The sequence below is a fragment of the Ornithinimicrobium sp. genome (assembly GCF_035267225.1).
In the GTDB taxonomy this organism is placed as follows: Bacteria; Actinomycetota; Actinomycetes; order Actinomycetales; family Dermatophilaceae; genus Ornithinicoccus.
Genome location: NZ_DATFMA010000087.1, coordinates 12,109 through 27,298 on the forward strand (window position 1 = coordinate 12,109; position 15,190 = coordinate 27,298).

At 69.4% G+C, this 15,190-nt stretch carries 16 protein-coding genes and 1 pseudogene; 9 read left to right on the forward strand and 8 right to left on the reverse strand.

What is annotated here, in order from left to right; translation table 11 throughout:
• Window positions 1-37: 37 nt before the first annotated feature.
• Window positions 38-316 carry a CBU_0592 family membrane protein gene (locus tag VJ976_RS12680; protein ID WP_414693600.1) on the reverse strand — a complete coding sequence of 93 codons (279 nt, stop codon included), beginning with the start codon at window positions 314-316 and terminating at the stop codon, window positions 38-40.
• Between the two features lie 116 nt (window positions 317-432).
• On the opposite strand from VJ976_RS12680, the gene VJ976_RS08470 reads away from it, so the two are divergent.
• A complete protein-coding gene (locus tag VJ976_RS08470) occupies window positions 433-1,371 on the forward strand; it encodes a LysR family transcriptional regulator (protein WP_324099683.1) in 939 nt (312 codons plus the stop codon).
• Window positions 1,372-1,404: 33 nt separating this feature from the next.
• Complete coding sequence (locus tag VJ976_RS08475; protein WP_324099684.1) at window positions 1,405-1,728, forward strand: DMT family transporter; 324 nt, start codon at window positions 1,405-1,407, stop codon at window positions 1,726-1,728.
• Here VJ976_RS08475 and VJ976_RS08480 read toward each other — a convergent pair.
• The 4 genes from VJ976_RS08480 to VJ976_RS08495 all read right to left on the reverse strand — a co-directional run bounded on the left by VJ976_RS08480 (window position 1,725) and on the right by VJ976_RS08495 (window position 5,532).
• Window positions 1,725-2,627 carry a sulfite exporter TauE/SafE family protein gene (locus VJ976_RS08480; RefSeq protein ID WP_324099697.1) on the reverse strand — a complete coding sequence of 301 codons (903 nt, stop codon included), beginning with the start codon at window positions 2,625-2,627 and terminating at the stop codon, window positions 1,725-1,727. The two genes, VJ976_RS08475 and VJ976_RS08480, sit on opposite strands and share 4 nt — an antisense overlap.
• 8 nt (window positions 2,628-2,635) lie before the next feature.
• Entirely contained in the window at window positions 2,636-3,217 is a 582-nt protein-coding gene (locus VJ976_RS08485) for a rhodanese-like domain-containing protein (protein WP_324099685.1), read from the reverse strand.
• A gap of 92 nt (window positions 3,218-3,309) precedes the next feature.
• On the reverse strand, window positions 3,310-4,680 hold the full coding sequence (locus VJ976_RS08490) for an MBL fold metallo-hydrolase (protein WP_324099686.1): 1,371 nt from the start codon (window positions 4,678-4,680) through the stop codon (window positions 3,310-3,312).
• 63 nt (window positions 4,681-4,743) lie between these two features.
• The gene (locus VJ976_RS08495) at window positions 4,744-5,532 is read right to left on the reverse strand and encodes a GntR family transcriptional regulator (RefSeq protein ID WP_324099687.1); all 789 of its coding nucleotides are present in this window, start codon (window positions 5,530-5,532) and stop codon (window positions 4,744-4,746) included.
• 125 nt (window positions 5,533-5,657) lie between these two features.
• On the opposite strand from VJ976_RS08495, the gene VJ976_RS08500 reads away from it, so the two are divergent.
• From VJ976_RS08500 to VJ976_RS08525, 6 genes are all read left to right on the forward strand, one after another.
• The gene (locus VJ976_RS08500; RefSeq protein WP_324099688.1) at window positions 5,658-6,323 is read left to right on the forward strand and encodes a GOLPH3/VPS74 family protein; all 666 of its coding nucleotides are present in this window, start codon (window positions 5,658-5,660) and stop codon (window positions 6,321-6,323) included.
• A 207-nt stretch (window positions 6,324-6,530) separates the two neighbouring features.
• Entirely contained in the window at window positions 6,531-8,423 is a 1,893-nt protein-coding gene (dnaK, locus tag VJ976_RS08505; protein ID WP_324099689.1) for a molecular chaperone DnaK, read from the forward strand.
• The gene (locus VJ976_RS08510; RefSeq protein ID WP_324099690.1) at window positions 8,420-9,181 is read left to right on the forward strand and encodes a nucleotide exchange factor GrpE; all 762 of its coding nucleotides are present in this window, start codon (window positions 8,420-8,422) and stop codon (window positions 9,179-9,181) included. Before dnaK ends, VJ976_RS08510 begins: the two co-directional genes overlap by 4 nt.
• Before the next feature lie 47 nt (window positions 9,182-9,228).
• Window positions 9,229-10,278: a DnaJ C-terminal domain-containing protein gene (locus VJ976_RS08515; RefSeq protein WP_324099691.1), complete on the forward strand. Its 1,050-nt coding sequence runs from the start codon at window positions 9,229-9,231 to the stop codon at window positions 10,276-10,278.
• 73 nt (window positions 10,279-10,351) lie between these two features.
• On the forward strand, window positions 10,352-10,795 hold the full coding sequence (locus VJ976_RS08520) for a heat shock protein transcriptional repressor HspR (RefSeq protein WP_324099692.1): 444 nt from the start codon (window positions 10,352-10,354) through the stop codon (window positions 10,793-10,795).
• A gap of 234 nt (window positions 10,796-11,029) precedes the next feature.
• Window positions 11,030-11,662, forward strand: coding sequence for a L,D-transpeptidase (locus tag VJ976_RS08525; RefSeq protein ID WP_324099693.1), 633 nt, complete (start codon window positions 11,030-11,032; stop codon window positions 11,660-11,662).
• 29 nt (window positions 11,663-11,691) lie between these two features.
• On the opposite strand, the pseudogene VJ976_RS08530 reads toward VJ976_RS08525, so the two are convergent.
• Window positions 11,692-12,278 (reverse strand): annotated as a pseudogene (locus tag VJ976_RS08530) (HAD hydrolase-like protein).
• Here VJ976_RS08530 and VJ976_RS08535 point away from each other — a divergent pair.
• A complete protein-coding gene (locus VJ976_RS08535; protein ID WP_324099694.1) occupies window positions 12,165-13,334 on the forward strand; it encodes an acyl-CoA dehydrogenase family protein in 1,170 nt (389 codons plus the stop codon). The pseudogene VJ976_RS08530 and the gene VJ976_RS08535 overlap by 114 nt on opposite strands.
• Before the next feature lie 20 nt (window positions 13,335-13,354).
• Here VJ976_RS08535 and VJ976_RS08540 read toward each other — a convergent pair whose 3' ends face one another.
• Window positions 13,355-13,969, reverse strand: coding sequence for a maleylpyruvate isomerase N-terminal domain-containing protein (locus VJ976_RS08540; RefSeq protein WP_324099695.1), 615 nt, complete (start codon window positions 13,967-13,969; stop codon window positions 13,355-13,357).
• A gap of 3 nt (window positions 13,970-13,972) precedes the next feature.
• A complete protein-coding gene (gene menC, locus VJ976_RS08545; protein WP_324099696.1) occupies window positions 13,973-15,103 on the reverse strand; it encodes an o-succinylbenzoate synthase in 1,131 nt (376 codons plus the stop codon).
• Window positions 15,104-15,190 lie beyond the last annotated feature (87 nt).

The following is a 15,190-nucleotide window of genomic DNA, read 5'->3' on the forward strand; positions in this document are numbered from 1 at the left end:
GGCACTCACAGCCTCGAAGGCGACCTCAAGTGCCGAACTAGCGGCTTGAGGTTGAGCTATGTGGCTGGGGGTGGCGGCAAAGCGTGGGTCGCCAGAGGAGCGATCGGATTCCCACGGTGAACCACACGGCGTTCAGAACCGCGGACGGCAGGGACCCCTGGGTGAGGCACGCGGTGCCCAGTAGCAGAGCGCCGAGTACGTTCATTCCTTGGAAGACTGTGGACTCAGGGGCGATCCGTCGGGTCGAGACGAGCGCGTAGCCACCGGCGACCAGCAGGCCACCGAGCCACCCCAGAAGGTCTATGAGCAACAACACGGTCGCCTCCTTTCGCGATGATCCCGGCCCGCGGGGAGCGAGACATCACTCATGGTGAGACCCCAAAACGTCCATGTCTAGTGAAGATAGATGAATCATCTATGCATAATTGATGCATGGAACTGAACCTGCGCCGACTGCGGATCCTGCGTGAGGTTGCGCTCGAAGGAGGAGTGACCTCAGCCGCCGAGGCGATGCAGTACTCGGCCTCGGGCGTATCGCAGCAGATCGCCGCCCTCGAGCGCGAGATCGGTGCGCCACTCCTGGAGAAGCACGGCCGGGGAGTGCGCTTCACCGACATCGGCCGGGTGCTGCTCGAGCACGCCGAGATCCTGCTGTCGGCCGAGCAGCAGGCCATCTCTGCCGTGGAGGCCGCTCGGGACAGCCTGGCGGTGGAGCTGAAGGTGGGGGTGTTCTGCACCATGGCCGCTCATCTGGTGCCGCTGATCGTGGAGGACCTCGCGCGTCGCCACCCGCAGGTACAGGTACGCACCCACGAGATCGACCCGGACGACGCCGCCGGCGCTCTGCGGCACGGTCATCTGGACCTCAGCTTCATCCTGGAGTATCCCGACGCACCCGAGCCCTGGGCCCCCGGGTTGACCTTCACCCCTCTCGGCATGGACCAGCTGCATCTCGCCGCGCCTGCGGGGTGGTTCAGCGGGTCCCACGTCGACATCGCCGATCTGGCCGATGTCGACTGGGTGATGTCGGGGACGCGCAACTACTACGGGCGAGCGCTGCGCCAGGCCTGTCGGCAGGCTGGTTTCGACCCTCGAGTGGTGCACGATGTGGACGAACAGCCCACCGCTTTGGCCATGGTCGCGGCTGGCCTGGGAGTGACGCTCATGTCAGATCTCGGGCGCTCGTTCCTGCCGGCCAGCGGAGTCGACGTGGTCGCACTGCGGCAGAGCGTGCGCCGTCAGGTGTTGATGGCGCACAGCCACACCACCACCGGCAGACCGGCCGTGTCGGCCTTCCTTGCCAGCGCGCGGCGGGCCTGGGCGGTCGCGGGACTTCCGCGTCTTGAAGGACCTCGCCGCCAGGCAGAATGACCGTTAGGTGCTCACGACATTGAAGGGACGACGGTGGCTTACGTCTTCTTGGTGCTCGCCATCGTCTTCGAGGTGGTCGGCACCCTCGCCCTGCGGTGGACCGTCGACGACACGGGCGGGCCATGGGTATGGCTGCTCGTCACCGTGAGCTACGCGCTCGCGTTCACCGCCCTGCAGCAGTCCCTAGCCCGCGGGCTCCCGCTCGGCGTGACGTACGCCGCGTGGGCGGGGCTCGGGGTGCTGCTCATCGCGGTGCTCAGCTGGTGGTTCTTCCACGAGCGGATGACTCCGGTCCAGTTCGCCGGCATGGCCTTCGTCGTCGCCGGCGTGGTCATGCTCGAGCTGGGGCACCGCTAGTCACCGTCTGACGCCTGTCCGCGGTCTAGGCCGGCCCGCTGCGCCGAGCGCGCTCGACGCAGCGGGCAGCGTTCACCCAGCCGCCAGCAGGCCAAGGACAGCACGGCGACGACGCCGACCCCGATGATGGAAGGAAGCAGCGCTTCCGGCGGGAGCTGGCGGCCCAGGACGAACAGACCCATCGCGAGCACGAACCAGCCGAACCCGCGACGCAGCGTGTCCTCTGGCAGTCGGCCCACCAAGCGGCCTCCGGCCAAGCTGCCCACCACCGCGACGCCGGTCACTGCGGCCACCAGGGTCCAGTCGAGGTCGACCGCGCTGAGGTACCCGGCGACCCCACCCAGTGACTTCATGGCGATCACGACCAGGGAGGTCCCCACCGCGACGCTCATCGGCAACCCGCCGAGGAGCACGAGCGCCGGAACCACGAGAAACCCACCTCCCGCGCCGACCAGCCCGGTGACCAGGCCCACGACCAGGCCGTCGACCATGACCCGCAGGACGGGCAGCTCGCTATGGGCGTCCCGCGGGGGCGCCGAGCGCCCCCGGATCATGGCGGCCGAGGTGGCGATCATCATCAGTGCGAAGAGCACCATGAGCAGGACGCTGGGCAGCTGCCCGCCCAGGAGCCCACCGAGGAAGGCGCCGCCGAGCCCAGAGGCGCCGAACAGCAGGCCGCTGCGCCACCGGACCCGCCCGGACCTGGCGTGTCCGACGCTGGCGACCGCAGAGGTGACACCCACGACCACGAGCGAGGCGGCGATGGCCTCCTTGGTCTCCAACCCGGTCACGTAGACCAGGATCGGGACCAACATGATGGAGCCCCCTCCGCCGAGCAGGCCCAGCGTGATACCGACCGCGAAGGCCAGGGCCAGCGTGCTCAGGACCGAAGGCTCCAGCAGCGCGGTCACGGGTCGGACCGTGCGCCTGGGGGCAGGTCCTCGAGACCGGGGTGGTCGGCCGCGCGGTTCCACGGCATGCGCGCCAGGGCGTTGCCCATGGCACAGGTGTTGCTCACCGCGGCAAGGACCAGACCGGCGCCGATGGCGCCGGAGAACCACTTCAGAGGAGGGAAGACGCTGCTGACGATGATGCCGGAGGCGACCATGGAGCCGGCCGCCAGGCGCACCTGTCGCTCGAGGTCCCAGGTCTGCCGACCCCGGGTCACCGGGGCACCGGCGCGCTCCCAGGCGAGCATGCCCCCTTCGAGCACGCGCAGGCCGGTCACACCCTGAGCGCTGAGGATCTCCTCGGCCTGTCGAGCGCGAGCGCCGGACCGGCATACCAGCACCACGTTGTTCCCCAGCCGCGTGCTCAGGTCGTCGCGGTGCTCGCTCACCCTTGCCAGAGGCACGTTGTAGGAGCCAGGGATGTGCGCGGACTCGAACTCGGACTCGGTGCGCACGTCGAGCAGAAGCGTCCCGGGGGTGCGCTGCCACTGCGCTCGCAGCGTGTCGGCGTCCAGTGTGGGGGCGGGGGTCGAGGTCATAGAGGGTCTCCTTCAGGGGACAGGGGGAGGGACACGAGCAGGACAGGGAAGATCACGGGGTCGGTTGGTTCCGACCCCAGGCCAACGATGCGCTAGGCGGCCGCGACGAGCGGCAGGCCGGCGGGTTCGGCCTGGTCGAAACTCTCGTCCACCGCGACGACATCGAAACCGTGGGCGTCGAGGATCGAGGCCACCACCGAGGCGCGGTATCCGCCGGCGCAGTGCACCCAGAGCGGGCCGCGGGGGATGTCGTCGAGGTGGGCCAGCACGTGGTGGATCGGCACGTTCACGGCGTCCTCGATGTGGCTGGCGTCGAACTCCGCGGCCCGCCTCACGTCGAGCACAGTGATGTTCTCGCCGCGGTCGAGCGCCGTCTGCAGGTCGGCGAAGTCAGCCCGGGGGAAGCTGCCGAGCTGGCTCGCGGGGCCGGACTGCCAGTCACGGGGTCCGCCGGTCGCCATGGCTGCCGGGTGGTCGAGGCCGATCCGGCTCATCTCTCGCTGCGCCTGTGCGACCTGCTCGGCGGTCTCGCCGAGCAGGGTCACCGGAGTGCCCCACGGGATCAGCCAGCCCAGGTAGGTCACGAACTGCCCGTCGAGGCCGAAGTTCAGGGTGCCCGGAAGGTGGCCGGCGGCGAACGCCTCGCGGTGCCGCAGGTCGACCAGCCACTCGCCCGCCTCCATCCGCCGGCGCAGCTCACCAGAGTCCGCGACGGAGGGGGGCGTGAGGTCCGGAGCACTCGGGCCGGCGCTGTTGGCCGGCGCCATGTGGGCGTAGTACGCCGGGAACTCGTCGAGACCGCCGAGCAGGGTGTCGACATACTCCTGCTCGCTCTGGGTCAGCGCCGGGTTCTCCTGCCGCTCCCTTCCGATCGTGCTCTCGTCGACGTTGCTCTGCGTCGCCGAGCAGAAGCTGCCGAAGCCGTGGGTGGGGAAGACCGGGGTCTGCCCGGGCAGCTCGGCGGCCAGCCGCTGAGCCGAGCGCCACTGGTCGTGCACCAGCGTGTCGGTGTGCGCAGGGCCGAGCAGGTCGGGTCGGCCGGTGGAGCTGAAGAGCAAGGAACCGCCGGTGAAGGCTCCGTGGTGGACGCCCTCGGCTTCCAGCACGTAGCTCAGGTGGGTATGAGTGTGGCCGGGGGTGTGGACGGCGCGGACCCGCATCGTGGGGCCGACCTCGACCACCTCGCCGTCGCGGAGGCCGACCCGGTCGAACTCCACCTCGTCGTCGGCGTTGACCAGGTAGGTCGCGTCCACATGTTGGGCCAGCGCCAATCCGCCGGAGACGTAGTCGTTGTGGATGTGCGTCTCGAAGACGTGGGTGATTCGCACCTGCGCCTCCTCCGCGAGGGCCAGCACCCGGTCGAAGTCACGCTGAGGGTCGACCACCAGGGCGACGCTCCCGTCATGTGCCAGGTAGCTGCGGTCGCCCAAGCCGGGCGTGTCCAGTGGGATGACGCTGATCATCGAAGGTCCCTTCAGCGAGGTCTCGTGCCGCTCTGGTGGCATATATCCGAATGTACGTACATATTACCACGAAACCTGGTGGTCTGCTCTCTCGACGCCGGTCGAGACGGTCATACGGTCGGGACGAGCCAGGTCGCTGTTGAAGGCGAAGCGATCACCCCGGATCACGGTGCGCCGAAACTCCACCACGCGGTCGCCGGAGTCGCCCGAGCGCTCGAGATGCAGCACGGCCACGTCGTCCCCGATCTCCAGCAGCTCCCGCTCGCTGGCGTCCGGCACGACGGCTTGCAGCTGCTCGCGGCCACCGCTCAGCCGGATGCCGCATCGCGTCTCGAGCTGAGCGTAGAGCGAGGTCTCGGCGAAGTCGGCCTCGAGCAACGGTGCGGCCACGTCAGCCGGGAGCCAGACGCAGTCGTGGGCCAGCGGTTCCTCGTCGCTGAGTCGCAACCGCTCCAGGTAGAGCAGCCTGGCCGACTCCGGCAGACCCAACGCGCGAGCCGCCGCCGGCTCGGCCCGGATGTCGAGCTCGCGCACGATGCTGCGTTGGCGGTGACCGGCGCTGCGGACCGAGGCGAACAGGCTGTACAGCGCGCCTTGAGGCTGGCTGATCTGCGGCCGAGCGACCTGGGTGACACGACCACGGCCGCCCTCGAGGACCCCCTCGGAGCGCAGCGACCGCAACGCCTCGCGCACGGTGTGGCGACTGACCTCATACTCCTGGACGAGCTGGTGCTCACCCGGAAACTGGTCCTCGAACTCGCCGCGCCGGATGCGGTCCGTGATGTGGTCTCTGACCTGCGCCCACAGCGGCATCGGGCTGTGACGGTCGATAGGTCGGTGTGGTGTCGCCATGTCCCGCCCTCCTGACGGCCCCGTGCTGCAGGCTGTTGGGACGCCTTCAGTTGTCCGGACAAAGGATAGTATTCGGGACTTCTGGGGGATACCGGCTCGCCGGACGCCCCTCGTATGGTGCCGCTATGGACACCGCGGCAGAGCTCTTCTTGCTCCTGACGAACGACGAAGGCGGCCCGGCGAGCTGGGGCACCCAGACCGGATGGGCGCTCAGCGCGGCCACGATCGCCGACCTGCTGCTCGACCAGCGCGTCTGGCTGAATGAGGGCGAAGACCCGCGTCTGGAGGTCATCGACGCCACACCCACCGGTCAGCCGGTGCTGGACATGGTCCTCGCCCGAGCGGTCGAGAAGGAGGGGACGAAACTGTCCACGCTCGTGCAGGACAGCAAGATGAACCCGGAGCCGGAGGTCGTCGCGGAGCTGGCGCGTCTGGGTGTGGTCGACGTGGTGCCCAAGAGGTTGCTGGGCTTGGTCCCGGAGAAGCGGCCGACGGTCGACCCCGGCCCTGAGCGTGAGATCCGGCAGCGGCTGCGCGCGGTGCTCATCGGCGGGCAGCCTTCGGCTTCCGACGCGACTCTGCTGGCCATCCTGCAGGGGCTCGGGGTCGCCAAGAAGGTGCTCGCCGGGGAGTCCGAGGGGATGTCGACAAAGCAGCTCCAGCGTCGCGTGGAGGAGGCCTCCCGCGAGGTGCCGGTGGGAGAGGCGCTGAAGCGAGCCATAGACAGCCTGAACGCGGCGATCATCGCCGCGGTTGTCATTCCGGCGGCTGTCGCCGGCGGAAGCAGCTGATAAGGGCGCCTCTACCCCCTGGCCGGTGACGGAATAGTGGCGCCCCGAGTGAGGTTGAGTCGAGAGTGCTCAACTTCACTGAGTCTGGGTTTGACAATAGCGCCCCGATGCCGCAGGTTGAGTGTAGACCTATCAAGTCCGCAGCACGCGGCCCGGAGTGAGCCCAGCGGCGCATACCGGCCCCCGACATACAGGAGTGATTGACACATGGGACGTGCAGTAGGCATCGACCTCGGCACCACCAACTCCGCCGTCGCCGTTCTCGACGGTGGCGAGCCGGAGATCATCGCCAACGCCGAGGGTGGTCGCACCACGCCCTCGGTCGTCTCGTTCGCCAAGAACGGTGAGGTGCTGGTGGGCGAGATCGCCAAGCGCCAGGCCGTGACCAACGTCGACCGCACCGTCCGCTCGGTCAAGCGCCACATGGGCACCGACTGGAGCACGGAGATCGACGACAAGAAGTACACCGCGCAGGAGATCAGTGCCCGCACGTTGATGAAGCTCAAGCGCGACTCGGAGTCCTACCTGGGCGAGGAGGTCACCGACGCGGTGGTGACCGTGCCGGCGTACTTCGACGACGCTGAGCGCCAGGCCACCAAGGAGGCCGGTGAGATCGCCGGGCTGAACGTGCTGCGCATCGTCAACGAGCCCACCGCGGCCGCCCTGGCCTACGGTCTGGACAAGGGCAAGGAGGACGAGCAGATCCTCGTCTTCGACCTCGGCGGCGGCACTTTCGACGTCTCCCTGCTCGAGGTCGGTAAGGACGCCGAGGACGGCTTCGCCACCATCCAGGTCCGCGCCACCCACGGTGACAACAAGCTGGGTGGTGACGACTGGGACGAGCGGATCGTGCAGCACCTGCTCACCACGGTGAAGAACCAGACCGGCACCGACCTGAGCAAGGACAAGATCGCCATGCAGCGGCTGCGCGACGCCGCCGAGCAGGCCAAGAAGGAGCTGTCGAGCTCCAGCAGCACCAACCTCAACCTGCAATACCTCTCGATGACCGACTCCGGGCCGATCCACCTGGACGAGTCCCTGAGCCGCGCCCAGTTCGAGAAGATGACCCAGGACCTGCTGGACCGCACCAAGGCGCCGTTCGACCAGGTCATCAAGGACGCCGGCGTGAACATCTCCGAGATCGACCACGTTGTCCTCGTCGGCGGCTCGACCCGGATGCCGGCCGTGACCGAGCTGGTCAAGAAGATGACCAGCAAGGAGCCCAACAAGGGCGTGAACCCGGATGAGGTCGTCGCCGTCGGCGCCGCCCTCCAGGCCGGTGTGCTCAAGGGTGACCGCAAGGACGTACTGCTGATCGACGTGACGCCGCTGAGCCTGGGCATCGAGACCCAGGGCGGCATCATGACCAGGCTGATCGAGCGCAACACGGCGATTCCGACCAAGCGCTCCGAAGTGTTCACCACGGCCAGCGACAACCAGCCCTCGGTGGGCATCGAGGTCTACCAGGGTGAGCGCGAGATCGCCAAGCACAACAAGCCGCTGGGCAACTTCGAGTTGACCGGGATCGCCCCCGCCCCTCGCGGGATGCCGCAGATCGAGGTCACGTTCGACATCGACGCCAACGGCATCGTGCACGTCTCCGCCAAGGACCGCGGCACGGGCAAGGAGCAGTCGATGACCATCTCCGGCGGCTCGGCGCTGCCGAAGGAGGAGATCGAGCGCATGGTGCGCGACGCCGAGGCCCACGCCGAGGAGGACCGCCAGCAGCGTGAGGCCACTGAGGCGCGCAACACAGCGGAGCAGATGATCTACTCCACCGAGCAGTTCCTCTCTGAGAGCGGCGACAAGGTCCCGGCCGAGACGAAGGAGCCGGTGGAGACGGCGATCGCCGACCTCAAGGAAGCGATCAAGCCCGAGTCCGAGGTCTCGACGGAGGACATCAAGGCCAAGACGGAGACGCTGTCCACCGCGAGCCAGGCCATGGGATCGGCCATGATGGCCGCCCAGGCTCAGGAGCAGGCGGATGCCGAGGCGGCCAGCGGTGAGCAGGCCGACGCGAGCGCGAGCGACAGCTCCGGTGAGGACGTGGTCGACGCCGAGGTCGTCGAGGACGATGAGGACGACAAGGACGCCAAGTGAGCCAGCCGAACGGTGCCGGTGAGGCCCGCCCCGAGGACGAGGGCGGGCCCACCGGACCGGTCATCCGGGACAAGCGCAAGGTCGACCCCCAGACCGGCGCGGTGCGTGACGCGCGCGCGGCCCAGCAGGCCGGCGAGCAGACCGACGCCGCGCTGGAGGACCCTTTCGACGCGGGCCCGCCGGCTCCTGGTGCCGATGACGTCGGATCTGATGACGTCGACGACGCCGATGAGGGTGCCGACGTCGACGCGGTTCAACGGGACGGTGTGGAGTCTGCGGAGGTTCAGGACGAGCCCGTCGACTCGCAGGACGAGGTGAGCTCGGATGCCCGAATGGCCGCCGAGCGGCTGGAGGACCTTCGCCGGCTGCAGGCGGAGTTCGTCAACTACCGGCGGCGCATCGACCGGGACCGGGCCAAGGACCGGGACGTGACCATCGGCGAGACCCTGGAAGCGATGCTTCCGGTGCTCGACGACATCCACTCGGCCCGGCAGCACGGTGACGTCTCCGACGGGCCGTTCGCGGCGATCGTGGACAAGCTGGAGTCGACGCTGGGCCGCCAGGGTGCCGTGCTGTTCGGTGCCGTGGGTGACACGTTCGACCCGGCGGTGCACGAGGCGTTGATGCACGTACCGGACGCAGATCTGCCCGACGGGGCGACCGAGACGACAGTCGTCCAGGTCATCCAGCCGGGGTTCCAGGTCGGCGAGCGGTTGGTGCGCGCAGCGCGTGTGGCCGTGGCCGACCCGACGGAGTGACCCGATAGGACACGTCACGACGCACAGCGAAGGGAGGAGGGACCGATATGGCCAGCCAGGACTGGTTCGACAAGGACTTCTACGCGATCCTCGGCGTGCCGCAGGACGCGGACGACGCGACGATCAAGAAGCGCTACCGCAAGCTGGCCCGCGAGTGGCACCCGGACTCCAAGCCGGGCGACACCGCTGCGGAGCTGAAGTTCAAGGAGGTCGGCGAGGCCTACGCCGTGCTCTCCGACCCTGAGCAGCGTCAGCAGTATGACGGTGTCCGGGCGATGTCGCGTGGCGGTGCCCGGTTCACCGCCGGCGGCCCCGGTGGTGCTGGCGGCGCTGGCTTCGAGGACGTGTTTGCCCAGATGTTCGGCGGCCAGGCCGGCCGCCGCGGAGCGGGCCAGCAGTCCCCGTTCGGCTCGGCCCAGCAGTCCGGGTTCGCCGGAGCGCAGGGCGTGAACTTGGAGGACATCCTCGGCGGGTTCGCCCAGGGTGGCTACCCCGGTGGTGCTCGCGGTGGCTCAGCCGGACCTGGCTACGGCTTCGGTGCCCCCAGCAAGGGGCGCGACGTCGAGGCGCGCGCGTCGTTGACGTTCCGCCAAGCCGCTTCGGGCGACAAGGTGAGCGTCACCACGCCCGGCGGCGAGCAGGTGACCGCGCGCATCCCGGCCGGAGTCAAGGACGGGCAGAAGATCCGCCTGCGCGGTAAAGGGATGCCGAGCGAGACCGGCGGGGACGCGGGTGACCTGCTCATCGCGGTGAACGTGCAGGCTCACCCCGTCTTCGCACGGGACGGCCTGAACCTGACGGTCGACCTCCCGGTCACGTTCGCCGAGGCCGCCGTGGGGGCCACCGTGAGCGTGCCGACCCTGGATGGCAAGCCGGTGCGGCTCAAAGTGGCGGCCGGCACTCCGTCCGGTCGGCTCCTGAGGGTCAAGGGGCGCGGACTGAAGACCGCCAAGGGCACCGGCGACCTGCTGGCCAGGGTGCAGGTGGTTGTCCCGCAGCGTCTCAGCGCTGCTGCCCGAGAGGCTATCGAGGCACTTCAGGCCGACGAGGCCGGTATGGACCCCCGAGCCGACCTGATCGCCCGTGCCGAAGAGTGACCGGACCGGGCTGTCGACTCGGCGCGCCCGCAACGACACGCCACACTAGAGACATCGAGGCGAGGTGAGGACGATGGCGCGGATCCGGTCGGACGTCGACCCGGACACCCCTGTCTTCGTGATCTCGATCGCCGCCGAGCTGGCGGGAATGCACGCACAGACCCTGCGCCAGTACGACCGGCTCGGTCTGGTCGTGCCGCAACGCACCCGTGGCGGGGGTCGTCGCTACTCCTCGCGGGACATCTACCGGCTGCGCGAGGTGCAGCGGCTTTCCACCGAGGGCGTCAGCCTGGCGGGTATCCAACGGATCCTGGACCTCGAGCAGCAGGTCGAACAGCTCAAGGCCCGTGTCGAGGATCTGACCGAGCGCAACGACATCCTCCTGCAGACCCTCGGCTCTTCGGACCGGATCTTCGCCGCGGGCATGGCCGGTGAGATCGTCACCCTTCGTCAGGGGGCCCGACCGCAGCGAGGCCGGGCGAGCACCGCCCTCGCCCTGTGGCGCCCCCGGGGATAGGCGGCTGCTCCGGATGTGGGGTCGGCACGCCCGACGCTGGACCAGCTCATGATGACTGTTGGAAGCATAGGGCGCGCGACCTGCTCGGCGGCGCTGAGCCTCGCCCTTCTGGGGGTGGCGGGATGTAGCGACGACGACAGCGGTGGGTCGGGGCAGCCTGCCCGTGCTGGCCAGGGGGCCGACCCGGCCAGCTCGAGCGCGACGCAGACGCAGGGCAGCTCAGCGTCATCGCCGGTGCCTCGTGATGGTGCCGAAGAGTCGACCGCCCCGGTCGACGGGCAAGCCGCCCTCAGCGCGACCGCCACCGACGACACCGTCGTGGTCCTCGACCGCCCCCGGGGCAGGGAGACGCACCGCTTCGACAACCCCACCGAGACCGGCGTGCCGCTCACGTTCATGGTCGTCGGCGCGTCACACGGGTGGGTCGAGGTGCAGTTGCCGGTGCGACCCAACGGCTCCACCGGCTGGGTCGAGGAGGAAGACGTCGATCTTGCGACGATCCCGTACGAGCTGCGGGTGTCGACGACCGAGAACGAGCTGACTCTGCTCGAGGACGGAAAGGTCGTGAGTCGCTTCGACGCTGCCACGGGCACCGGGCAGACCCCGACACCCACCGGCCGGTACTACCTCACCGAGCTCATCGAGCCCACCAACCCCGGCTACGGCGACTACGCCTACGGCGTGTCGGCCTTCTCCGACGTGCTGAACGAGTTCGGCGGAGGCCCAGGGCAGATCGGCCTGCACGGCACGACAGAGGTCGACACCATCGGGGAGTCGGTCAGCCACGGCTGCATCCGCCTGTCCAACGAGGACATCACCGCGCTCACCACGCTGCTCCCCCTGGGCACCCCGATCGAGATCACCTGAAGGGACCTAGCCCTGGCTCAGTTCGCCGATCATGGGCACACGTCGGCGATGCCGTCGCGTACGTACGTCGGGCAGTAGGGAAAGCGGTCTACGTCGCCCTTCGTGGTTGAGCCGCTGAGCACCAGCACGGTGCGCAGACCCGCCTGCACCCCACTCATGATGCCCGTGTCCATCCGGTCGCCGGGATCATCCCGGCTCCCGACGGTCCGCTCGGGTCTGGGTTGGTGGCGATGAGGCGCGCGCCGTCGGCCACCAGGCGGATCGCCTTGGTGATGGCCTCGAACGAGTAGGTGCGGGTCTCTCCCAGCACGACATAGTCGGGGTTGCGGTCGGTGAGGATGTAGCCCACGTCGTGCAACGCGGTGGTCAACCCGGCTTCGCCGATGACGTAGGCCCAGCCTGCCTCGCGCTGGCTGTGCAGGAACTGCGCGGTGGCCAGGGCGGAGGTCCAGATGCGCTCCGCGGGCACCTCGACCCTGCATGGTGCGGGCACAATGCGGAGATGCCTGTGACGACACCCGACGAGCTCGGCGCCCTGGACCACGGCCACGCCGAGGAGGACCTGGCCATGCGGGACAGCGTGCGATCCCTGGTGGACGAGGTGGTGCGGCCACACCTGAGCGCCTGGTTCACCGAAGGTCACCTCCCGGCGCGGGATCTCGCCCGCCAGTTCGGCGAGCTGGGGGTGCTTGGCATGCACCTGGACGGCTACGGCTGTGCTGGAGCGAGCGCCTCGGCCTACGGGCTGGTGTGCACCGAGATCGAGGCGGCCGACTCCGGCGTGCGGTCCCTCGTGAGCGTGCAGGGCTCACTGGCCATGCACGCGCTGCACACTTACGGCAGCGAGGAGCAGCGCCAGGAATGGCTCCCTCCGATGGCCCGAGGAGAACGGGTGGGATGTTTCGGCCTCACCGAGGCCGACCACGGGTCGGACCCGGTGCAGATGGCCACGAGAGCACGGCGGGACGGCCGGGACTGGGTGCTCGACGGCTCGAAGATGTGGATCACCAACGGGTCGATCGCGGATGTGGCGGTCATCTGGGCGCGGACCGACGACGGGATCGGTGGCTTTGTGGTGCCCACCGACACCCCCGGCTTCAGCGCGCGTGACGTCCCCCGCAAGCTGTCCCTGCGGGCCTCGGTGACCAGCGAGATCGTGCTGGACGGCGTGCGTCTGCCCGCCGAGGCCGCGCTGCCGGGGGCGGCGGGACTGCGCGCCCCGCTGGCCTGCCTGACCCAGGCGCGGCTGGGCATCGTGTTCGGGTCGATGGGGGCCGCGCGTGACTCGCTCATCCAGGCCATCGACTACGCGCTCACCCGGGAGCAGTTCGGGTCACCGATCGCGGCCTACCAGCTCACCCAGGCCAAGCTCGCCGACAGCACGGCGGACTACGTCACCGGGATGCTGTTCGCCGCCCACTTGGCCCGCCTGGCCGACGCCGGGACGCTGACCCCGCAGCAGGTCAGCCTGGGCAAGCTGACCAACGTGCGCCGGGCGCTGGACATCGCGCGCCGCTGCCGCACCATCCTCGGCGCCAATGGCATCACCGCCGACTACTCACCGATGCGTCACGCGGCGAACCTGGAGACCGTGCTCACCTACGAGGGGACCACCGAGATGCACACCCTGGTGGTGGGCCAGGCGTTGACCGGGCATCCGGCCTTCCGCTGAGCTCCGTAGGACCGCGCCTGCTAGAGCAGGCTGAACCCGCTCGGCAGGCCCTGGCGACCTGTACTGGCCAGCAGCAGCGTCGCGGCCTGCCCCGAGCGCCGGGCGAGGTCGGCTACGAGCTCGAGGCACTGCGCTGCGGCCGGGTCGGGTGGTCGCGGGGGCTGGCCCAGGGCCACGGCGAGGTCGCACGTATGGACGGTCAGCTCGAAGGTGCGGGTGGGCAGGTACTCGGCCAGCTGCATGGCACCCACCGGGGTTGTGGCGACATCGTCCGCTTCGGTGCCGGCGACCAGGGTGGTGGCCCGCTCGACCAGGGAGCGAACGCTGGAGACCAGGTCGTCGCCGAGTGTCACCCCGGCCTCGCGCCCACGCCGGGCCACCGCCTGCGGGTCTGACAGCGAGCGGCGTGCGCGCTCCAGGTAGTCCACGGCCGAGGCCACCTGCACCGCCTGCGCCTGCTCGGCCAGGTAGGACTCGACGGTCAGCAGAGCGCGGCTGGTGTGACCGACCAGGTCCCGCACGGTCCAGACCCCCAGAGCCGGCAGACCCCAGGTGTCCTTCTCGGCCGGCACGGTGTCCGCGAACCAGTGCGCCGCCTCGTGAAAGGCGCGCTGCGTCTCTGTCCAGTCGTCCATGGCTCAGGTGTGCTCCGGAGTGAGGGTGAGCACGTCGGTGGTGAAGCGGGCCAAGAGGTCGCGGTCGACCTCCACGCCGAACCCCGGCCCGGTGGGGACGTCGACGACGCCGTCGTGCATACGCATCGGCTCGGTCACGATGTCTTCGGCGTAGAACCGGTCGGCGCCGGAGATGTCGCCGGTCAGGGTGAACCCGGGCAGCCCGGCCAGCGCGGCGTTGGCAGCCCGTCCGATCCCGGTCTCCAGCATTCCGCCGCACCAGACCGCCAGGCCGTGGGCCCGGCACACGTCGTGGATCGCTCGTGCCTGTAGGTAGCCCCCCACGCGGCCTGGCTTGATGTTGACCACGGAGGCGGCCCGAAGCGCGATGGCGTCGGCGGCTGCTTTCACCGAGTGGATGGACTCGTCGAGGCACATGGGCGTGCGCATCAGCGAGGCGAGCTCGGCGTGCTGTCGCAGGTCGTCCTCGCCCAAGGGCTGCTCGATGAGCAGAAGGTTGTGCTCGTCCAGGCGCTGGAGATGGTTCGCGTCCACCAGGGTGTAGGCGGCGTTGGCGTCGACCTGGAAGGGCAGCTCGTCGCCGAACTCGGCGCGGACGGCCGCGACCGGCTCCGTGTCGGCGCCGGGCTTGATCTTCAGCTTGATCCGCGCGTAGCCCGCCTCGACGTAGCCTCCCACGGCTCGCAGGAGCGAGGGGACGTCGTCGTGGATGCCCACCGACACCCCGGAGGGCACGGTGCTGGCCGTGACGCCCAGGTAGTCGGCGAACGAGGTCTGCGCCGCGCGGAGCTGAGCGTCGAGCACCGCCATCTCGACGGCAGCCTTGGCCATGGGATGGCCGATGAGGTGGTCGAGGTGGTGGGCGACCGACTCCGCGCTGAGGTGCGGCTGGTCGAACAGCGCCGGAGCGATCCAGCGGCGCGTGACCTCGGCCGCTCCGTGCAGGTACTCGGCCGAGTACAGGGGCGCCTCCATGGCCACACATTCACCCCACCCGGTGACGGGACCGGCGGAGGTCTCGGCCCGCAGCTCGACGACGTAGGTGTGCTTGGTCTGCGAGGTGCCGAACGAGGTCGTGAACGGCGCCACCAGCGGCATCTCGAGCTGGTGCAGCCACATCTGGGTGAGCTTCATCGATCCCTCTCGGTCGGTTCGGCGGTGCGGGTCAGGACGTACCGGGCCGGGCGCTCGATCCGCTCGATCCGCCACCCGTCGGCGAGC